Source organism: Enterococcus casseliflavus, assembly GCF_029215545.1.
In the GTDB taxonomy this organism is placed as follows: Bacteria; Bacillota; Bacilli; order Lactobacillales; family Enterococcaceae; genus Enterococcus_D; species Enterococcus_D casseliflavus.
The window spans coordinates 1831362-1850559 of the sequence record NZ_CP119393.1; the positions used below are offsets into that span (position 1 = coordinate 1831362).

Sequence of the window (19198 nt, forward strand, 5' to 3'; positions counted from 1 at the left end):
CCTTTTCTATCTTCTTAAATCATTTGTTTCAATACTTCGGTGATCACTTTATGATCCTCTAAATGGGCCAAACCTGACACACAGATAGCACCAGTGACTTTCCTGTCTTCGATAATTGGAAAACCACCACCACAAATTGCATAACGTTCGTCTTGTGCCCATTTAGCAAATTGTATATCTCTATCTTTTTGCGCATAGACGTATAGTGAACTATGCCCGCTTTCTAGTACCGTTCGTTCTTTTCTTTCAAGCCAAGGGCTTTCTTTTCGCCCTGCCATTAAAAATCGAATGATCGGCAAGCCCTGATGAACAACTTTGATCCCTACCGGCTTCGGGTAGTTCCTTTTAACGTACTGATCGATGGCAATAACCAACCGCAATGCGAGGTCATTGTCAAAATGAGCAAACTGCAGCTGCTGTTCTTCTTGCAGGATTTCTGAAGGTTCGATTCGGATCTACTCCTTTACGTTGAGTCAGTTGATGCCTTCAGGCGCTTTGTTTGTCAAAAGCCCCATAATCACCCTGCCTTATGACTCAGTAATCACTTGATTGATGCCTGTTTCTAGCATTTCGATTTGTAAAATCGTTTCTTCGTCTTTCACGATTTTCTCTTTGCCATGGATGATCGTTTCATAGACGCCCTCATACACACGGCTATAATCACCAATTTCAGAGATGACTTTTTCTTCATGGTAGTTCCCGTTAGCATCCATATAAGTTAGTGTGCCATAGTGCTCTGGCAAATCGATCCCAAAATCGGCATGATCTGGGAGATAAAACTGTTTTAGATGCTCTTCTTGTCGATCCTTGGTTTGTTTTACAAAAACGCCGTTTTCGCCATAAACGACAAAACTAGGCCGCTCTTTTAATCGGAAGTAACTAGATTTGACTGAGACTTTCATTCGACCATAAAACAGATCCAAATCGAAGTAATCATTCATGCGATTTTTTCCAAGCAATTGCCGAACCTCATAATGGACATCGTCTGGTTGTCCAAAATAGGAGATCACTTGGTCCAGTGTATGACAAGCGTGTCCGTACAAGTAGCTAGTATTCAATGAAAATTCGGTCACTGACCGTGGAATCTCTGGACGAAAATAATCATAATGCATCTCTACTTCTAAGAGATCTCCGAGCACGCCGCTTTCGATCACTTTTTGCGTGGTCAAAAAATCGGAATCAAAGCGGCGATTTTGATAGCATTGCACAAACAAGCCTTTCTCCTGCGCCAGTGCGAACAATTCCTTTGCTTGTGCCGAAGTTTCCGTAAAAGGTTTTTCGATCAAGACATTTTTCCCATGAAGCAAGACATCCTTGCCTAATTCATAATGCAAATGACTGGGGGTCGTGACCACAACTAATTGAATTTCAGGATCACGGTAGATATCCTCTAAGTCAGAGGTGTAATGAACACCTTCTAGTGTTGGCCAGGTCAGCTTGCCGCTTGGTGAATAGATCGTCTTTACTTTGATCTTATCCTGCAGCTTGGTTGAAAAAGGCAGATGGTAGCGATTGGTGCTTTTTCCGTTTCCGAGATATGCGATAGTTAACATTATGACGCCTCCTATGAATTGATAGCTTGATTATTGCTGATATCCTTCGGAATGAGAAGTCTTTTGCCAAAAACAGGTTCTTTTGACCAGACTTTTTCGCAAACTACTCAGTGGTTCTGAACATTTTTACCAAATTGCCAAAAAGGTACAGTTTTCGCTTTTGGTTTTCTTTGTCCTAGGCTATGATTAGAAAGAGGTGGTTTGATGTTATTAGGAGATAAATTACGGCTTCAAGAAGGATTGACCAATACGGAGAAACGGATTGCCGATTATATTTTGCAAAATATCAATGATGTGCCTTCGTTGACGATTGAAGTCATCGCCAAGCATACATACACATCCCACTCTTCCGTCATTCGTCTAGCCAAAAAGATGGGGTATGAAGGATTTAAAAGTTTTCGCTTAGGTCTGGCTGAAATTGCCCATAATCAGATGTTCAACCCAACCTTTGTTGACGCGAATTTTCCCTTTTCGCCTAAGGATCAAACACCTGACATTTTGAAAAAAATGGCCGATCTAACGATCAACTCGATCCACAAAACCCATGCTCAGGTCGCTCCAGAAATGATGGAAGCAGTGGTGCAATCGTTGGAAGCTGCGCAACGGATTTTCTTATTTGCTCGCGGCGATTCTCAGATCCGGGCAAGAAGTTTTCAAAATAAGTTGGTCAAAATCAATAAGTATCTGATCCTAGCTGATGAATATGGGGATGATGCGTGGAATGCATCGAACGTCACGCAAAATGATTGTGCCGTGTTTATTACCTACCGTGGGAAAAATACGCAATACGAAAAAATCCTGCAGCACTTTCGTGATGTCGGGGTACCAGTGATCGTGATTTCTGGAAACGCCCATGCGAAAATCATCCCATTAGCGACCCATGCGATCATCGCTTCTCATGATGAACGTGATTTTCTCAAAGTCGGCACCTTTTCTTCACAGGTCGCCTTTGAGTATATTTTAGATTCACTGTTTGCATTGTTGTATGCCAAAGAATACCAAAAAAATATTGTCGAGTTAAGAAAAAAACAAACTGTTTTGGAATCAGGGATTCTCTCAGAATACCCGTCAACTGAAGAAAAGAGGAAATGAAATGATCAATTGGGGAATTATTGGTGCCGGAAATATCGCCAATCGCTTTGCTGCAAGTTTAGAAAATTTTCAAGACGCCCAGCTTTATGGGGTTGCTTGTCGTACGATGGAAAAAGCGCAAGCGTTTCAAGCAAAATTTCCGTGTGACGTCGTCTTTGATGACTACCAAAACCTATTAGATGATCCAACTATCGATGTCGTTTATATTGCTTTGCCACATTTGTATCATTATGAATGGATCATCAAAGCCTTTCAAGCGAAAAAAGCTGTATTATGTGAAAAACCAGCAACCTTGACTGCACAAGAAATGCGCGATGTACAAAAACAAGCTCAAGCACACGAAGTCTTCTTTATGGAAGCCATGAAGCCACGCTTCACCCCAGCGTATCGCAAACTAAAAGAACTTGTGGATGGTGGTCATATCGGTGAGCTAACAAGTGTCACGACTACTTTTCGCCGCCATTTACCAGTCGAAGGCAGTTCTTACCATTATCTGCCAAAACAAGGGGGCGCTTTACTGGATATGGGGATCTATAACTTAGCCTTTATCCAAGATTTTTCACCAGAAAATTTAACTGCCGAATTGATCGGTTACAGCCTTTATGAAACTGGGGTTGATACCTACGTTGAAGCACGCTTTGTCAGTGAAGACTTTGTTGCAGTGATTGAGACTGGATTTGACCAAACAAAAGAGACGGTGGCGGAGTTACAAGGAACAAAAGGGAAAATCACGATCCCCAACTTCCATCGCCCCGCTTCTTTTACCGTGACGATTGACCAAGAAGACACGGTCTATGATATTGGGTACGAGATCGATGATTTCCATTCGGAGATTCAAGCAGTTCATACCGCTCTTGCACAAGGACAACTCGAGAATCCCCTGATGTCCTTAACGGATAGTATTGCCTGTATCGCTTTAGCTGATGAACTAAGAAGCTTACTAGATGCGGAAAAAAAAGACAATTAAGATCATGCCCCATCGTTTTTGAATAGAACTGACCAGTGGTTGCCACTCGGTCAGTTTTTTTGTCAAAAATTGAGCGCTTTCTTTGACGCTATTGAAATGGTTATATTATATTTATTGAGTATATTTTTATACAAATAAAAAAAGAAAGGAAAACGCTTATGACTCCAGAAATTATAACGTACCTTATTTGTTTATTGACCTTCGCTTATCTAGCTGTGACGGTTTTTACTTTTGTAAAAAATCGTCGGACAGGTGACGGCTATCGCCTCCGTATTTTTTACGTGTTGGCAGCAGCACTCGTCTTTTTGCTTTCCGTTTATGCAATCGCTACCGGTCAAACCTATGACGACTTAGTGACATCGATAAATGATCTTTTTCAATAAAACAACGACGGCACGAACCCCAGCGGATCTCTTCGTTTGTGAACCTGTGGTTGAGGGAAGGATCAAAACAGAAACGAGCCAATGAAAGACTGCTAATCGATGGCTTTTCCATCAGGATTTGCTAAGCCGAATCAATGTCTTTCAATAAATGATGTCTGATTTTTTATGGAGGTGTGCATGCTCATTCAGCTTAAAGAAGCGAAGCTTTCCGATCTGCTTTCAATCTACTTGATACAAAAAGCGGCCTTCAAATCCCTCTTTCTCCGTTATCAAGACAAAGAAACTTCTCCCTATTTACAAAGTTTCGAGAAGCTAAACGCAAAGTTTTCTGCGTCGAATACCACTTATTATTTAATCATGACCGCTCAGAAAACCGTGGGCTTTATAAAACTGACGGTTGAGCAGGAACATACGACGAAGCTATCTTCCATCGCCCTTCTTCCCTCCTACGAGAACCGCGGGATTGGTAGACAAGCAATGATCTTGATTGAAAGGAACGTACAAACAGATACGATTCGTTTGAATACGATCCTGCAAGAATCCAAACTGGTTCACTTTTATCATTCGTTAGGGTATTCAGCAACAGGGATGTTTCAAAGCCCCTCTTCAGCAATCTGCTTTGTCTCCTTTACGAAAAAAATTGCTGCGAAATAAAAAAGCCATCTCGCCTTTCATCGGCAGAGATGGTTTTTTCTATCAATTGCCATCCTTTACAGCAATCATTTTTATTGGTCCTGCAAGGTGTCATCGGATTTTTTACGCAATCGCGGAATCTCTTTCACATTCATTAAATCTAAAAAGAAAGTGAACAATGGGATCCCGATGATCAAGCCCCACAAGCCAAAGAGATGTTCGCTAAGATACAGGAGAATAAACGTGTAAAACATCGGGATCTCTGTTTTATTAGCCATCAAGCGCGGATTTAAGATATAGGATTCCAACGCATGAACAAACACTATGATCAATAGAATGTAGATCACGTCATTAAATCCGCCGATAGAATAGGCAATAAACGTCAATGGAATACACGAGATGATCACACCAGCAACAGGAATCAAGCTGAGAAAGAAAATCATCAACGCCAAACTCAACAGCTGCGGAAAGCCCATCACCGCTAAGGCGAAAACAGTGATCGCTGTATTGACTAAGGCGATCACCAACTGCGTCTCGATCACATTTCCGAAAGCCCGCGTAAACTTAGCTCCTAAATAGTAAACATCTTCAAAGAACCACGCCCCTCGCCCTTGCAAAAACAGCCGAGAAAACGCAACGGTCTTTTTGTTATCGATCATAAAGAAGAAGCTAAGCAGAAAGGAGATCAGCACAGTCAACGCCAACTCACCGAAATTATACAGATAATTGATCACGACTAGAACGCCGCTTTGTAATTTCTGGATGTATTCGCTGGTCTGCAATAAATTCAAGACATATTCGATCAATTCATTATTGGAGTCTGTCCGTTGGTAGAAATCAGCAACGGAATTGACTAATTGGACGGATTGTTTGATGATGATGGGTACATAATTTGTTGCTACTAAATAAAGAATAAAAACAATCAAGCTGTAGGTCAGGATGCTCGTAAGCTTGATGGGCAGATGGCTTTTTCGATGGAGCAAAAGAACCAGCCGATTAATCAGATACGTAAAGATAAAGGTCAGCAAAAGAATGGTCATCAGACTGCGAAACAAAAAAAGAATGCCCGCAAGCATAAACAGGACAGTCCAGCGCCGCAACACAAGATTTTGAAGAAAAGCATTATAGTATTTCATCTGTAACTCCTTTATTCGTTGCAATGGAGCAACGAAGCATTTCAGTAGTGCCTAAGAATTATCTAATCATTAAACTATGCAAATAGCAAGAGATTTTATTTTTCTTAATCGAGCGAAAAAATGAAACAAAAAATCCTTAGAAGAATCGTTGCCTTTCTTCTAAGGAAAAGAGTTATTGGTAAACGGTCTTTCCTTCGTTTACGGGTAAAACCGAGTTGATGGACAATAAAAAGAAGCTGGCAGCCAACAGATCAGCACTGCCGCCTGGAGACACATTTTCTGACTGGCAGAAGGCTGCTAGTGCATGAAATGCTGGGTTCGGTAACGCTTGCTGATTGGCTTTTTGTGCGAGTTGCTGAACCAGTGCCAGTACCTCTTGATTGCTGCGGTATAAAATACACGTATCGTCCAGCGTAGCGATGATCGCCAACAGCATGTGGAGCCTTTTTTTGGTCTCATTGGAACAATCCCGAGAAAAATAATCTGCTAGAGCGATTTGAACATGAGGGAACCCAGCAGCAGCTTCCCCATACGCACCGAGATGTCCATATTTGGCTTGAACAGTTTTGCCATGACTTTCTGTTTGTTGAATCAGCGCACGATCAGGAAATGCAGTGAGAAGCTGGATGTCAGAAAAGACTTCTGGTAAAAAAATCCGCTTTTTGCGACTAAGTTGGCTACTGACGGCGCTGATGAGCAAGCCTAGTGCCCAGATGGCTCCTTTATGAGTGTTGATGCCACCAGTGGCTGCCAACATCGCCTGTTCTGCCTTCCGACCGATTGCAGCGATTGCTTCCCGCAACTCTTGAGACATGCTGCTTCCCCAAGACACCAAGGCCATTTCTTCAAAGTATGGCGTCAATGCTCGAGCTGATCGCAGAAAGAGTGCTTGATCCATATCGTGATGGGCACCTGAATCAATGGCATCCACTAACCCAGGTTTTGGGGACAATGTCACTTCTGCAATCAAGGCTTCTTCTACCAATTGGGCGAGTCGTCGACAATTTTCTTCTACAGCTAATGCAAACATCCAACTCCTCCTCTAGTTTTTGATTTGACCTTTGATCGTTACCCATAAAACATGCAAAACATAGCTTGTTAAAAAACCACAGCTGGCAGTTGCCAAATAAGCGACGATGATCATGATGCCAATTGGCAGTTGCAGCAACAAATCTTTGAAGCATAGCAACAAGACTTGAAAGACAAAAACATTGGCAAGATACGTTCGATACGCATAAGTAGACAGCCACTTAAACGTCCCTAACTGTGGGGCATTGTTTTTGATCATGGTTGATCCAAACATAAAGACTGCAAAAATCAATACTAAGCTATATAAGCTTTGCAATGTATTTAAATACGGTGCATGAGCGAAACTTAGATCACCTGCATAATGTAGCAGATGATTGGCAGATAATAGCCCTAATGCTAAGCCCACTGGCAAGAAAGCGTAGCGAATCTTGTATAGGAAGCGATAGACGGTTTCGTGATAAATCAAAGCGGCTTCGCCATAGATCCCGTAGATCACAAAGCTAAAGACAAACCGATCCAATAAATACCAGCTTTCATGATGCGGTCCTTCAAAAACTTGGCGATCATAAAATACATACCAAACGACATACAAAGCAGTTGCGACGATCAATACTGGCCAAACAGCTTTTTTCTTCGTCAACACTTTGTAGCCTAACCAGACAAAAAACGGCATCAACAATTGGATCTGCAGCATCATGATCGTATACCACAAGTGTGGCGCCGCATCCCCCGTCACATATTTCAGTAAAAACGTTGCTGTGTCAGTATAAGGTTTTCCTTGTTGGACAGCGGGAAACAGCCATAAATAAGCCGTCGTCCAAAGCACATATGGCACGACAAGTTCAAAAAACTTTTCTTTCAAAAATTCTAGATAAGACAGATGTTGACTAGTCTTAACCATGTTATAAACAATAGCAAAAATAAACAGGGGTGCGGTAAATTTCACCAAGACATAAAAGGTACCGATGAATGCTGCAGTCTTTTCATCTTGGGTATTGGATAAGGCAAAAGACAAAATCGTTTGCATCATTACTGCTGTCACGGCAAATACTTTTTGGAAATCACTGATGTTGATTTTTAAATCGTTGTTCTCAAACATGTTTTTCGCTCACTTTTCTAATAATTACCAAATCTCAGTGGTGAGTTTTGGCCCTTCGTCTGTTTTTACTAAGATTTTTTTTGATGGATGTTCCAAATACTCCTTTAAGGCAAACCCGCCTTGTTTTGTGATAACTTGAACATCGATCTGTTGAAAAAAGGCTGCCTGCTTTTCCAATAGTTCCAGTGGCAGCTTTTCTTTCGTGTCGGCATAAAGCAACAGATCTAAATCACTTGTCGGCTTGATTGTTGCCTGTTTTGCAGCCAATTCAAACCCCAAGCTGCCACCGATTCCCCAAGAATAGTGCTTCAATAAAAGTCGTGCTTGTTGATAGTTGCGGTAAACTGGATAATTGGCTACTTCATTGAATCGAAAGCTCTCACGAGTGATCAATTCCCAAGGATGGATCGTTCGTTTGATCATGTTGCAGGGTGCCTCAAAGGCAAACCGTTCTTGCCGCTTTTCCCCGCGCAACCCCACTGGTAAATAGCTGGGGTTACGGGGTTTCCCACGACGGACGGTCGCAAAAAGCTGTTCTTTTTCAGAAAACCATTTGGGAATATCAATCATATCAAGAACTTCTTTATCTAATTGAACGATATCGTGGGCACGGTTCATTCGTTACTCATTCCATTCTGCATTCATTTTTTCAAATACGTTATTCGTTTCCAGCCGGCCGCTCTTTTTAGCGATCGGATTGGTGTAGCGACTGGTCAACATCGTGTCATTCGTTTTACGCACATCATCAATCGCCTCATTGATCGCTTCAATTACAGTCGCTTTGCTTTCAGAGGTGACAGACTGATCCGTAATGGAGGATAAGAAAGTGAAGATTGCCCCAAGTTTCGTATAATTTTTGATATCATAAGCAATACTTGGTACTTTTTCCGCCGCGGCTTCAATCGCGGCAATCGACCGTTTGGTGACTCGACTTGCACTTTCTTTTGACATTGCTTGAACAGTGATCTTTTCACTATTTAATGCGATCAGACGACTTGATTGCAAGCCATGCGCTAAGAAAGCCCCAGAGATCGCATTACCAGCGATAAAACCGATCACTGGATGACCCGCTTGGCGTAGTTTGGCATAAGCTGCCGCACTATTTGCTAAAGCTGCATGAATACCAATCAATTCTTCATTATAGCCATACGCTTGGCTAGGAACATCGATGACCGCAACGATTGGCCGTTTGATTGCTTTCTCTTTGTCTTCGTGATAAACAGTTTCTAACAGATGGCCCATCTCGTACCCTTCGACTAAACCAACTTCTCCATTGCGTACCCGATACATCGGATTATTTGGGTTTGGCACGATTGCTGTAACAACGACTTCTTCAGTAAAAAGGTCAGATGCAGCTGCATAGACTGTTGCACTAGTTGAGGTTGGGAACTGCAGATTCGTCAATGCTGAAAACCAATGATAACCGATACTGTCAGCAGCAGCTTCTTGGCCTTCTGTTACAGTAATAGGTGCCACTTCAGTTGCTTTATGCGCTGCAAGAGCCTTATTGTATGCCTCGATAGTCAGCGGCTTTGATAGATCAAGTTCGTTTAAAAGAGAAAGATAAAAACCACTTTTTTCGCTGCGATGACTGTCTTTCTTTTCAACCATCGCCGCAATCACAGCTTCTTGGATCGATTCGACACTGTCAGTCACTAGTTCATCGATCATTTGTGCTTCCAAGCGTTGTTTGGCGCCAATGGTATTCCAAATCAAATCTTTATCACTGGAATCAAATTCTCTCACGCCAGCTTCTTGTTCGATGACTTCAGGACCGTTCAAACCGATACGGGCTTTCTTCGTCGCTATCAAGTAGCTCATAAGTGCTGAGGTAATCGACATACCGCCAAAAGAACCCACCCGACCTGGCACTAAGCCAATCACTGGCACATACGATTTTATTGCAACGATCAAATTGCCGATTTCTGCGATCGACAATAAGCCGTAATTCGCTTCTTGGAGGCGTACCCCACCAGTATCGAGGATGATGATCGGTGTGATCGGATTGCCCTTTTGGTTTTCTTCCAACACATGCGTCAATGCAGCGATGATTTTAGCACCAGAAACTTCACCGATCCCGCCACCTTGGAATTTCCCTTCCATAGCGATCACGACCACGTTTTCTCCAGAAATCGCTCCACGACACACAACGATCCCATCATCGCTTTGTGGCACGATGTCTTGAGCCACCAGATTGGGTGCGATCATTTGGTCGAATGGATCGATCAATTCACGACCGCTCTTGGCATCCAATAAGGCGTGCACCCGTTCTCGAGCATTTAATTCTACAAAACTATTCTTCATCTGCTAGTTCCTCCATTGCTTGGGTTAATCGTAGGTAAACCACACCGGGAGTGGCGCCAAAGTCGTTGAGCACTATTTGCGCACTGATTGGATAGCGCTCAAAAAAACGCGTCAAGACATTTTGCCACACATCGCCAAAGCCGTCACTTCCTGTACAAACTGAAACGGTGGTTTCTTGTTTGTCTGTTGGAAAAAGCAGAATTTCCAAGTCACCAGAACCCACCACGCCAACATGGACTTTTTTGGTGACTGGTTTCGTTGTTTGATACGTATAAGCTAATTTTTCCATCTCTTCTTCTCTCCTCTTGCTCTTATTAAGACCACGTTCTGAATTTCATTGGCGGTTCGTACAACCCATCGGACCATTCGATCAAATCATCAACGGTTTGAGCTGCTAGCAATGATCGTTTGGCATCACTGCGTTTGATCCCTAAGTCTTCTGGTAATTTCACGATCCCCGCTTTGCGAAGGGCATCCAGAGAAGCTTTTGTGCTGGTCATTCCTAGTGGAGTTACACCACCGATGGCTGCGATGGCTGCTTGTTTTTCCTCTTTTGAATTTGCTTTATAAAGATAAGCGATGCCTTCTTCTGTCACGATATGCGTCGTATCTTCGCTATAGATCATAATTGGGGCATTGGCTAAACCAGCTTGCTTTTGGACAGCCAACGCATCTAACGTTTCTACAAAAACAGGTTTTTTATTGGACCCATACGTTTCAACCATTTGAACGACTAATTTTTGTCCTTTTGCTAAAGGATCTGTTTCATCCCGCAAGGATTGCCAAGCTGGAGTCGAATGCCGACGGCCCCCCGGATTATGCCCCATATTTGGTGCACCACCAAACCCAGATAAGCGGCCTTTCGTCACTGTAGAAGAATTTCCTTGATAATCTAGTTGTAAGGTCGAACCGATAAACATATCGATGGCATATTGACCTGCAGTTTGTGATAATGCTCGATTGCTGCGCATCGTGCCGTCTTTTCCGACAAAGAATACATCGGGTCGAGCGGCAATATATTTTTCCATACCAACTTCCCCACCAAAACTGTGGATGCTTTCGACCCAACCAGATTCGATAGCTGGAATCATCGTTGGATGAGGATTCAAGACCCAGTTTTTCGCTACTTTCCCTTTGATTCCAAGCGTTTCTCCATAGGTTGGTAAAAGTAACTCGATCGCAGCGGTGTTAAAACCGATCCCATGATTCAACGATTGTACTTCATGTTCTGCATAGATTCCTTTTAATGCCATCATCGCCATCAAAATTTGTAATTCCGTAATGTTTTGCGGATCTCTCGTAAAGAGGGCTTCTAATTGATACGGTTGGTCTGCTACCACGACGACATCGATCCAATCGCTGGGAATGTCGACCCGCGGCAAACGATCGACCACTTCATTAACTTGGACGATCACAATCCCATCTTTAAAGGCTGCTGCTTCGACGATCGTTGGCGTTTCTTCCGTATTGTAACCTGTATAAAGATTTCCTTGGCGATCGGCTTTGTCCGCCGCCACAAGGACCACATTCGGAATCAAGTCGATAAATAAGCGACCATATAATTCCAAATACGTATGAATGTCCCCTAATTTCATAGTTTTGTCTTCAATCATTTGGGCAACGCGCGTACTTTGTGCGCCTGCATAAGAAAAATCGATTTTCGCTGCAATGCCTTTTTCAAATATCGTCAAATGTTCTGGACGGGAGATACTCGACATGATCATATGCAAATTATTGACTTTTTGAGCATCGACTTGTTCTAAGCTTTTTGATAGGAAGCTTGCTTGTTTTTGATTGTCGCCTTCAAGGACCACTTTGTCTCCCGGACGGATCAACTGTTCTAAGACTTCAATGATCGCTTCCGTTGGGACATATTTTCCATCGAGAAGATGCTCGATTTTTTTCATGGTTTGGGCCTTCTTTTCACGTTTACTTGCCCAGTTTCTTGCAGGTTTTTCCATTCTATTCATCTCCATTTTTGATATAGGAATAAAGCATCATCCAAGCCATGTTGATCCAAATTGATCACACGGATCGCTTTGTTTTTACCAAATTTTGCTTGGATCAGTTTTGTTAGGGTATTGCCAGGAGGAAATTCAAGAGCCAAATCAAGTCCTGCTTCGTAGGCAACATCCATGATCTTGTTCCACTGCACCGGATAAGCAATATTTTGCAGCAAATCTCGACGGATCTCTTCAGGGTTCATGGTCATCCGACCATCCGTATTTTTGAGGTAGGGACAGATAGGCACATCAAGGAATACCGTGTTCATAAATGGCGCAAACCGTTTCACGGGTTCTGCCATCAACACACAATGGGACGGGACAGGCACTGCTAAAAGTTTGGCGGTTTGCGCATGATAATCTTTCGCTTGAGCTAGCGTCTTGCGCAAGCCTTTGATATGACCAGAGATCGTATGCTGCATGGGGCAATTTTCATTTGATAAATAGACGGGAGCAGCAGGATCAAATGTTTTTGCCACGAGCGCTTCTGCTTCACTTCTCGTTACACCAACCAGTACCCCCATGGCATAATCAGTCGGATAGGCTTCTTTCATCAATGTCGCCCGATGATAGACCAAGCTAGCGGCATTTTCGAAACTCAAGCTTTCACAAGCTAACGCAGCGGAAAAAGCGCCAATCGAATGCCCCGCCACAAGCTGAGGTTGCACACCAGATGCTTTCATCTGGTCCGTGTAAAAAGCCGCTTTTACTAAAAGGGCCAACTGAATAGAGACGGTATCTTGTTTGAGATCCCCCGATACAGGGTGTAAATCAAAGCCTGTCGCCTGTTCTAGCCGATGGAAATAACTGGCAGGCACGTCCTCAAGCATCTTGCTGGTCTGACTGCCTTGTCCTGTGTATAAGAAACCTGTACTCATGAAACACCTCCTAAACAATTTCTCTTTCCTGTGTCATAATAACGGAAGTTTGTTATAATAAAAAATACCAGTTTCGTGAATATCCATAACCAAAAGGTATGGAAAGAGGAGTATCTGATGAACCTTGATCATTTACGCTACTTTAAAAAAGTAGCCGAATCGAAAAATATTACCCAATCTGCACAAGAATTATACATCTCACAACCTGCCTTGAGCCGTGCCATGAAACACCTAGAAAATGAACTAGGCGTTCCTTTGTTCTATCATGCCGGTCGGCATATCGAGTTGACGATGTATGCTGAAGAATTTTATCCCTATGTCGTTGAGACGTTAGCACGTTTCGACGAAGGAATGAGTGCGATCCAAGCATTAAATGGAGAAATGGTCCCTGCAGTGACGATCTACTCTGAAGTCGCTTCTGTTTCCTTGCCCAACTTGGTGGCGACATTCGTTGAAAAGCACCCTGAGATCCAACTTTCGATCAAGCAGCACGGCAGTAAGGAGACCAACAAAGAACAAGCCTTCTACATTACCTCTGAGCCAAAGAACGGCTTGACCAATCTGCCAATATTCACGGAACCAATCTTACTGGCGATCCCGAAAAAGCATCCCTTGGCAGAAAAAAAAGACTTGCAAGTTGCCGATATCCAACACGTGCCTTTGCTGATGCTGGTTGAAAACAGCCCGCTGCGTAGAACCATCGACGAAGCTTTTGAAGCAAAAAAAATCAGTTTGGCTATCGGTTCAACGACGGACGATCCGGCGACGTTGCGCTCCCTTATCAATCAAGGACTAGGAATCACGTTCTTTCCTAAAATTACTTGGGGCTATGAAGAAGAGGCACCTTTCGTTTTACGTGAACTAGCAGATTTCCCCTTATCAAGGACGATCTATTTAGCATCAAGCTTTACTAAAGGTCATCCCATGACAAAACTAATTGCAAAAACGTTGATTGAATTTTATCTTGGCTAAACAAAAAGAAGCGTCCATTCGCACGTTAGCTGTGCAAGTGGACGCTTCTTTTTTCTCTCCTATTTACAAAGGTTGAATCATCGGCTCGACCGTACATTCATTCACATTGATCACTCCGATCTCTTTTGACTCGCCACACTATTGGCTGCCCCAGTCAGGTGAGACCCCATAAGATTTGTTACACGCCTTCCAGTACGGCTGCCTTATCATCGCTTATGCATCGAGCAATTGATCGTATTCTTCATCACTGACTGCTTCTAACCATTCTGAAGCACCAGCAGTAATCGCTACATGGGCAAACCAACTATTTTTTGATGCACCATGCCAATGTTTGACCCCTTCCTTGATGACTACGACATCACCAACAGTAAGTTTTTGCGGTTTCTTGCCTGCTTCTTGGTACCAGCCTTCTCCTGAAGTCACCAACAACAATTGATACCCACCATCAATATGCCGATGCCAATTGTTGCGGCAACCTGGTTCAAAAGTCACATTGCCAACGTTGACTGGAATCGCTGGATCAGCTACTAAAGGATTCAAGTAACTCTGACCGCTAAAATATTGTGCATAGGCGTCATTTGTGTTCCCTAATGAAAAGATTCCAGCTTCTTTTGCTGCATCGAGTTCTGACATTTATTTTTCCTCCAATTCAGCTAGCTCTTCTTGATAAACCGTTTTGGCGATGTTAAAAGCAGACCAAGCTTTGGGCCAGCCAACATAGAAAGCCAGATGAGTGATTACTTCTGCAATTTCCTCTACAGTGATCCCGTTTTCCTTGCCAATCGTCAGATGGGCAGTCAATTGTTCAAAATTGCCACTCGAAATCAAGGCAGATATCGTTAATAAACTTCTTGTATGAGGAGCCAATTCTTCCTCACGTGATCAAACTTCACCAAATAACACATCATCATTTAATTGCGCAAATTTCGGCGCAAATGTCCCTAGATTATCTCTTCCTGCAGTTTGTTTCTTTACCATATCGATCGACTCCTTCTTCTATTGTGATAAAATGCGGGTTCAGCCAATTTTGAATGGCAGTATCCGCCTTATTCACTCGTGAACCACGGATGGCTAATCCAGGATAAATGAGGGCTTCAGGACAAGTTTTTTTAAAGTCTTCTAGGCTATTGCCGAATCCTGAGCCTTCATGAGTACAAAAGGGAAAAATAATCTTCCCATCGAAATGATGGTCTTTTAAAAAACTCGCCACGATCATCGGATAGCTCCCCCACCAGTTGGGAAATCCAACAAATAGTATCCGTTCTTTAAAAAACGCAGACGGTACTGTTTGATAGCAGGGAAAATCATTAGCAGCTTTTTCTTTTTTTGCATGTTCGACCATCGCCCGATAACTTTCAGGATAAGGTTCCACAGGGTCAAGAGTATAAAGGGGGCATTGCAGCTGCTCTGACAGCTTCTCTGCTAGAATCTGCGTATTTCCTATGCCCAGTTTTTTGAGCTGTCCCTCAATCAGATTTTCACCAGCTCGTGAACAAACAAGTATTGCCGCCATTGTGTCACCTCCTACTCTTTGTTTCCTGATAGATTTAATGGTAAGCCAATCGAGTTGGATTGGCTAATGCTTTTTCACACAAGACCTTATGCTTACAAAGCATAGCTGGTTTCGATATACAAAAAAGAAGCGGATATCACCGCTTCTTTTGATGTTTACACTGAGACTATTGAAAGGAATCGCGAAATCGTCGAATAAACTCGATAACGACTGGAGACAGTACACGATTCTTTTTCCAAACCAATACACAGCTGGTCTCGATTTGTGGTACTAAAGGTAGAAACTTGATTGCCTCATTCCTTCGTTCTCCGACTGCTCCGCTGATGGTCAATGCCGAACCAACATGGTTTTCTACTAAGGAAAAGACATTGAATATTAAATTGTAGGTGCCCACGATTGGCAACTCTTCCACTGGTGTCTTCGACCATTGACTGAACATTTGTTGTACTTCTGGACGCTTGGAGATCAATAAAGGCACACCTTTGATGTCTTCGGGTGTAATTTCTTCTTTATGCGCAAGAAAAGAATCAGCCGAAGTCAAAAAGCCCCATGTTTCTTTTCGTGGTAGAACGATTTTTTCATACTTCTCGATTTCAATCGGTTCGATCAAGATCGCTAGATCCAACAAGCCTTTTTCCAGACGATCGCTGATGTCATCTCCTGTACCACTATGAATATGAAAGCGAACATCAGGATAATCATTGATAAATTCTTCCAACATCAAGGAAAGCGTATCGGAATTATCTGCTTCCACACAACCAATCGTGAAGTGACCGCTAAATAAATGTTTTTTACGATCTTCAAACGCTTGCATTGTCTGGTCTGTCAAACTCAAAATCTCTTCCGCACGGCTTTTAAAAAAACGCCCCGCTTCCGTTAAAACCATTTTACGATTATCACGAGTGAATAGTGCCGTCCCTAACTCGTCTTCTAATTCTTTTAATTGTCGACTCAATGTCGGTTGTGTGATGTGGAGCACTTCTGCAGCTTGAGAAATCGTCCCTTCCTCCGCAATCGTGTAGAAATATTTTAATAACCGAATTTCCACAAAATCTCCTCCTCATTTTTTCTTGTGCATTCAAGGTGTTCGAAACAAAAGAGAACCTCCCTCTCCAGTCTCCTTATCAATTCTTATGATAACAAAGAATCACTGTTCCAGCGAATCTAGCTAAAAAAGCGTAGGAAATTGCAGAATTGTAAAAAGATTCGTCAACAACATGTAAAAACTGTTCGCATAAACGAACAGTTTTGTCAGCTGCTTGCTTTTTACGGCTTTTGGCGTAGGATATATGAGTATCTTGGTATGAGTTCTCATACAATGATTTGGAGGAATACAATGTTAAATTTATCAATTCTTTTATTTTGTGTAGCGATCGCTTTACTCGGACTTGCAGGATTCATCTTTAGAGTGCGTGCGTTGCTGAATAAACGTCCGTGGAATGGTCCTGTATTGCCATTGTCGGTTATTGGTGTGATTCTATTAATCGTCTCTTTGGTCATGATCTACCTTTCTTATCCTAAATAACACGATTGTAGTCAACCTAGAACGAATAAATTGGAAAAATTGACTCTTCTCGGGAATAAGTGGAAGCTCTTGCTTCTAATCCATCAACTCATCCCAAATGATTCATAAATCAACCGCACTAGTTTACCATAATTATATTATGGTTATTTCGATTTGTGGTACATCATGAACATGTAGCCGATTGAGAAACGGCTATACTAAACTTGAATTTTGCTAATATCCTAGTTCATCGAGCCAATTCAACAGATTCGGTTCAGCGTCTTCAACACTTCCCGCTCTTGCTGCAAAGCCTTCAAGAAAGTCATATGCTGGATACAACGTTTGAAGTTCGTTTTGACTATTGGTCAGTCCACTTCCCCCATGGGTTGCAAAAGGAATGATTTGTTTATCCGTAAGATCATAGGTTTCAAGAAATGTTAAAACGGCTCTTGGGGCACGGTTCCACCAAACGGGAAAGCCGATAAAGAGAACATCCACTTCAGTCATTTCGGCAACGTCAGCCTTCAACGTTGGTCGGGCATCTTCTTCCACCTCTCTAGTCGCAAAAGCTGTATGTTCATCGTAAACGTTAGGGTAACCTACTTCTGTTTGAATCGAGAACAACGCACCGCCGGTCTGTTCAGCAATCATTTCTGCTATCACCTGGACATCTCCTACTAAGGTGTCATCGATTACATTAAAACTACTTCCAGAAACTGCTTCGACTGCTGGTTCATGCTCTAAATTTTCTGGTCTTGTGAAGTAGGCGATCAAAATATCGGCATCCCCATCAATCCCTGTTTCTCTCATTTGTTGCGTAATGGTGTCACTAATACTTGTTTCTGTTGTACCAATGTCTGGCTCGTCATTCATTGAATCACTGCTGCATCCTGCTAGAAAAAGCATTGTCAGAAAAAGTCCTTTTGTCCATTTGTTCATTGAATTGCTCCTTTCTTTTACCATCAAAAATGGTAGTTCCAGTATAATTCTTGAAGTGGACTTTAAGGCAAGGCTCTTGAGCAAACCTTCCCCTATTTTTTACATCTTTCTCACAACTTCCTCACAAAAAGTCTTCCTTTCCAGCATACTGAAAAAAGCCGTAAACAAAGCTTTGTTTTACGACTTTTTCATTTAGTTATCGATTTTTCTCAAACTGGCAGCGACAAAATGATTTGTTCCTACCTGAACCCAATCCGGGTCCGCTGTTTCTTCTGTTTTAAATGTGGTGAAATCAAAGACATTGTTTTCCTTACTGTAAAAATCATCAGGCGCTGTTTTCTTGTTTCGAATGTCGGTTCTTAAAAACGCAGCAAGTAAGCGCCTTGTGTACGGATGGTAAGCATTTTTGAATATCTCATTGATTGGGGCACTCTCGACGATTTTTCCCCCATGCATCACGATCACATCATCGGCCATTTTACTAATGACACCCAAATCATGGGTAATAAATAAAATACTTGTATCCAGCTTGTCTTTTAACTCATTCATTAACTTAAGGATTTCTGCTTGGATGATCACATCGAGTGCGGTAGTCGGTTCATCGGCAATCAATAGCTTCGGATTGCAGGCTAATGCCATTGCGATCATTACCCGCTGACTCATTCCTCCAGATAACTGATGAGGATATTGCTTGGCTACTCGTTTAGGATCTGTGATCTTGACAGCTTCTAACAGCTCATATGCCCGTAAAGTCGCCGTCTTATTGTCGACGTGCTGATGAAGTTTCAAGGCTTCTGTCAGTTGTGCTTTGATTGTAAATACCGGATTCAAACTTGTCATAGGCTCTTGAAAGATCATTGAAATATCATTTCCACGAATTTTTAAAAGCTCTTTTTTGCTTAATGCGAGGATATTTTTTCCATCAAAACGGATCTGCCCTTCCGCTATATATTGATTTCGCTGAAAAAGTTGAAGGATCGACATGGCTGTTTGACTTTTGCCACTCCCACTTTCTCCAACGATTCCTAATGTCTTCCCTCTTTTTAATGAAAAAGTAACGCCTTTGACAGCTTTGACAGTGCCCCGTTTCGTATCAAAATACGTATGCAGATTATCAACTTCTAGTAAATCCATCTGGACCTCCTTTTGATTTTTCCCATTAAACCAATCGTATCATGCTTATGGTTCGATTG

Annotated in this window: 21 protein-coding genes and 1 pseudogene; 6 read left to right on the forward strand and 16 right to left on the reverse strand. The window is 42.4% G+C overall.

Features of this window, described 5'->3' with window-relative positions; genetic code table 11:
- Nucleotides 1-14: 14 nt before the first annotated feature.
- On the reverse strand, nt 15-380 hold the full coding sequence (locus P0G38_RS08890; RefSeq protein ID WP_228766525.1) for a heme-binding protein: 366 nt from the start codon (nt 378-380) through the stop codon (nt 15-17).
- Nucleotides 381-527: 147 nt separating this feature from the next.
- Nucleotides 528-1553, reverse strand: a complete 1026-nt coding sequence (locus P0G38_RS08895) for a Gfo/Idh/MocA family oxidoreductase (protein WP_005226060.1) — start codon at nt 1551-1553, stop codon at nt 528-530.
- Between the two features lie 204 nt (nt 1554-1757).
- On the opposite strand from P0G38_RS08895, the gene P0G38_RS08900 reads away from it, so the two are divergent.
- From P0G38_RS08900 to P0G38_RS08915, 4 genes are all read left to right on the forward strand, one after another.
- Nucleotides 1758-2645, forward strand: a complete 888-nt coding sequence (locus P0G38_RS08900; RefSeq protein ID WP_275850248.1) for a MurR/RpiR family transcriptional regulator — start codon at nt 1758-1760, stop codon at nt 2643-2645.
- A gap of 1 nt (nt 2646) precedes the next feature.
- Nucleotides 2647-3612 (forward strand): Gfo/Idh/MocA family protein, encoded by a 966-nt coding sequence (locus P0G38_RS08905; RefSeq protein WP_275850250.1) that lies wholly within the window; start codon nt 2647-2649, stop codon nt 3610-3612.
- A 158-nt stretch (nt 3613-3770) separates the two neighbouring features.
- Nucleotides 3771-3995 carry a hypothetical protein gene (locus P0G38_RS08910; protein ID WP_005226057.1) on the forward strand — a complete coding sequence of 75 codons (225 nt, stop codon included), beginning with the start codon at nt 3771-3773 and terminating at the stop codon, nt 3993-3995.
- Nucleotides 3996-4172: 177 nt separating this feature from the next.
- A complete protein-coding gene (locus P0G38_RS08915) occupies nt 4173-4649 on the forward strand; it encodes a GNAT family N-acetyltransferase (protein ID WP_275850255.1) in 477 nt (158 codons plus the stop codon).
- Between the two features lie 71 nt (nt 4650-4720).
- Here the strand turns inward: P0G38_RS08915 and P0G38_RS08920 are convergent, their stop codons facing one another.
- The 8 genes from P0G38_RS08920 to P0G38_RS08955 all read right to left on the reverse strand — a co-directional run bounded on the left by P0G38_RS08920 (nt 4721) and on the right by P0G38_RS08955 (nt 13077).
- The gene (locus P0G38_RS08920) at nt 4721-5764 is read right to left on the reverse strand and encodes an AI-2E family transporter (RefSeq protein ID WP_275850257.1); all 1044 of its coding nucleotides are present in this window, start codon (nt 5762-5764) and stop codon (nt 4721-4723) included.
- 172 nt (nt 5765-5936) lie between these two features.
- Nucleotides 5937-6794 (reverse strand): triphosphoribosyl-dephospho-CoA synthase, encoded by an 858-nt coding sequence (locus P0G38_RS08925; RefSeq protein WP_275850258.1) that lies wholly within the window; start codon nt 6792-6794, stop codon nt 5937-5939.
- Between the two features lie 12 nt (nt 6795-6806).
- On the reverse strand, nt 6807-7892 hold the full coding sequence (locus P0G38_RS08930; RefSeq protein WP_275850259.1) for an acyltransferase family protein: 1086 nt from the start codon (nt 7890-7892) through the stop codon (nt 6807-6809).
- A gap of 24 nt (nt 7893-7916) precedes the next feature.
- Nucleotides 7917-8510 (reverse strand): malonate decarboxylase holo-ACP synthase, encoded by a 594-nt coding sequence (locus P0G38_RS08935; protein ID WP_275850261.1) that lies wholly within the window; start codon nt 8508-8510, stop codon nt 7917-7919.
- 3 nt (nt 8511-8513) lie between these two features.
- The gene (gene mdcD, locus P0G38_RS08940) at nt 8514-10196 is read right to left on the reverse strand and encodes a biotin-independent malonate decarboxylase subunit beta (RefSeq protein ID WP_275850262.1); all 1683 of its coding nucleotides are present in this window, start codon (nt 10194-10196) and stop codon (nt 8514-8516) included.
- Nucleotides 10186-10485 (reverse strand): malonate decarboxylase subunit delta, encoded by a 300-nt coding sequence (locus tag P0G38_RS08945; RefSeq protein ID WP_275850263.1) that lies wholly within the window; start codon nt 10483-10485, stop codon nt 10186-10188. The genes mdcD and P0G38_RS08945 overlap by 11 nt, the downstream gene beginning before the upstream one ends.
- 25 nt (nt 10486-10510) lie before the next feature.
- Nucleotides 10511-12157, reverse strand: a complete 1647-nt coding sequence (gene mdcA, locus P0G38_RS08950; RefSeq protein ID WP_015509676.1) for a malonate decarboxylase subunit alpha — start codon at nt 12155-12157, stop codon at nt 10511-10513.
- Between the two features lie 5 nt (nt 12158-12162).
- On the reverse strand, nt 12163-13077 hold the full coding sequence (locus P0G38_RS08955; protein WP_275850267.1) for an ACP S-malonyltransferase: 915 nt from the start codon (nt 13075-13077) through the stop codon (nt 12163-12165).
- 117 nt (nt 13078-13194) lie between these two features.
- On the opposite strand from P0G38_RS08955, the gene P0G38_RS08960 reads away from it, so the two are divergent.
- Nucleotides 13195-14049, forward strand: coding sequence for a LysR family transcriptional regulator (locus P0G38_RS08960; RefSeq protein WP_275850269.1), 855 nt, complete (start codon nt 13195-13197; stop codon nt 14047-14049).
- A 213-nt stretch (nt 14050-14262) separates the two neighbouring features.
- Here P0G38_RS08960 and P0G38_RS08965 read toward each other — a convergent pair whose 3' ends face one another.
- The 4 genes and pseudogenes from P0G38_RS08965 to P0G38_RS08980 form a co-directional block, all read right to left on the reverse strand.
- The gene (locus tag P0G38_RS08965) at nt 14263-14682 is read right to left on the reverse strand and encodes a cupin domain-containing protein (protein WP_015509674.1); all 420 of its coding nucleotides are present in this window, start codon (nt 14680-14682) and stop codon (nt 14263-14265) included.
- A pseudogene (locus P0G38_RS08970) lies at nt 14683-15027 on the reverse strand (carboxymuconolactone decarboxylase family protein).
- A complete protein-coding gene (locus tag P0G38_RS08975; protein WP_275850272.1) occupies nt 14996-15562 on the reverse strand; it encodes a flavodoxin in 567 nt (188 codons plus the stop codon). Before P0G38_RS08975 ends, P0G38_RS08970 begins: the two are co-directional and overlap by 32 nt.
- 166 nt (nt 15563-15728) lie before the next feature.
- Entirely contained in the window at nt 15729-16610 is an 882-nt protein-coding gene (locus tag P0G38_RS08980; protein WP_213357145.1) for a LysR family transcriptional regulator, read from the reverse strand.
- 288 nt (nt 16611-16898) lie between these two features.
- Here P0G38_RS08980 and P0G38_RS08985 point away from each other — a divergent pair, with 288 nt between their 5' ends.
- The gene (locus P0G38_RS08985; RefSeq protein ID WP_034868570.1) at nt 16899-17087 is read left to right on the forward strand and encodes a hypothetical protein; all 189 of its coding nucleotides are present in this window, start codon (nt 16899-16901) and stop codon (nt 17085-17087) included.
- A 213-nt stretch (nt 17088-17300) separates the two neighbouring features.
- Here the strand turns inward: P0G38_RS08985 and P0G38_RS08990 are convergent, their stop codons facing one another.
- Nucleotides 17301-18005 carry a flavodoxin gene (locus P0G38_RS08990; protein WP_275850277.1) on the reverse strand — a complete coding sequence of 235 codons (705 nt, stop codon included), beginning with the start codon at nt 18003-18005 and terminating at the stop codon, nt 17301-17303.
- Nucleotides 18006-18197: 192 nt separating this feature from the next.
- The gene (locus P0G38_RS08995; RefSeq protein WP_275850278.1) at nt 18198-19139 is read right to left on the reverse strand and encodes an ABC transporter ATP-binding protein; all 942 of its coding nucleotides are present in this window, start codon (nt 19137-19139) and stop codon (nt 18198-18200) included.
- Nucleotides 19140-19198 lie beyond the last annotated feature (59 nt).

What these genes read in the sequence shown, in the direction of transcription:
- P0G38_RS08895 (WP_005226060.1), bottom strand. Translation starts at nt 1,553, where the DNA reads ATGTTAACTATCGCATATCTCGGAAACGGAAAAAGCACCAATCGCTAC.
- P0G38_RS08900 (WP_275850248.1), top strand. Translation starts at nt 1,758, where the DNA reads ATGTTATTAGGAGATAAATTACGGCTTCAAGAAGGATTGACCAATACG.
- P0G38_RS08905 (WP_275850250.1), top strand. Translation starts at nt 2,647, where the DNA reads ATGATCAATTGGGGAATTATTGGTGCCGGAAATATCGCCAATCGCTTT.
- P0G38_RS08910 (WP_005226057.1), top strand. Translation starts at nt 3,771, where the DNA reads ATGACTCCAGAAATTATAACGTACCTTATTTGTTTATTGACCTTCGCT.
- P0G38_RS08915 (WP_275850255.1), top strand. Translation starts at nt 4,173, where the DNA reads ATGCTCATTCAGCTTAAAGAAGCGAAGCTTTCCGATCTGCTTTCAATC.
- P0G38_RS08920 (WP_275850257.1), bottom strand. Translation starts at nt 5,764, where the DNA reads ATGAAATACTATAATGCTTTTCTTCAAAATCTTGTGTTGCGGCGCTGG.
- P0G38_RS08925 (WP_275850258.1), bottom strand. Translation starts at nt 6,794, where the DNA reads ATGTTTGCATTAGCTGTAGAAGAAAATTGTCGACGACTCGCCCAATTG.
- P0G38_RS08930 (WP_275850259.1), bottom strand. Translation starts at nt 7,892, where the DNA reads ATGTTTGAGAACAACGATTTAAAAATCAACATCAGTGATTTCCAAAAA.
- P0G38_RS08935 (WP_275850261.1), bottom strand. Translation starts at nt 8,510, where the DNA reads ATGAACCGTGCCCACGATATCGTTCAATTAGATAAAGAAGTTCTTGAT.
- mdcD (WP_275850262.1), bottom strand. Translation starts at nt 10,196, where the DNA reads ATGAAGAATAGTTTTGTAGAATTAAATGCTCGAGAACGGGTGCACGCC.
- P0G38_RS08945 (WP_275850263.1), bottom strand. Translation starts at nt 10,485, where the DNA reads ATGGAAAAATTAGCTTATACGTATCAAACAACGAAACCAGTCACCAAA.
- mdcA (WP_015509676.1), bottom strand. Translation starts at nt 12,157, where the DNA reads ATGGAAAAACCTGCAAGAAACTGGGCAAGTAAACGTGAAAAGAAGGCC.
- P0G38_RS08955 (WP_275850267.1), bottom strand. Translation starts at nt 13,077, where the DNA reads ATGAGTACAGGTTTCTTATACACAGGACAAGGCAGTCAGACCAGCAAG.
- P0G38_RS08960 (WP_275850269.1), top strand. Translation starts at nt 13,195, where the DNA reads ATGAACCTTGATCATTTACGCTACTTTAAAAAAGTAGCCGAATCGAAA.
- P0G38_RS08965 (WP_015509674.1), bottom strand. Translation starts at nt 14,682, where the DNA reads ATGTCAGAACTCGATGCAGCAAAAGAAGCTGGAATCTTTTCATTAGGG.
- P0G38_RS08975 (WP_275850272.1), bottom strand. Translation starts at nt 15,562, where the DNA reads ATGGCGGCAATACTTGTTTGTTCACGAGCTGGTGAAAATCTGATTGAG.
- P0G38_RS08985 (WP_034868570.1), top strand. Translation starts at nt 16,899, where the DNA reads ATGTTAAATTTATCAATTCTTTTATTTTGTGTAGCGATCGCTTTACTC.
- P0G38_RS08990 (WP_275850277.1), bottom strand. Translation starts at nt 18,005, where the DNA reads ATGAACAAATGGACAAAAGGACTTTTTCTGACAATGCTTTTTCTAGCA.
- P0G38_RS08995 (WP_275850278.1), bottom strand. Translation starts at nt 19,139, where the DNA reads ATGGATTTACTAGAAGTTGATAATCTGCATACGTATTTTGATACGAAA.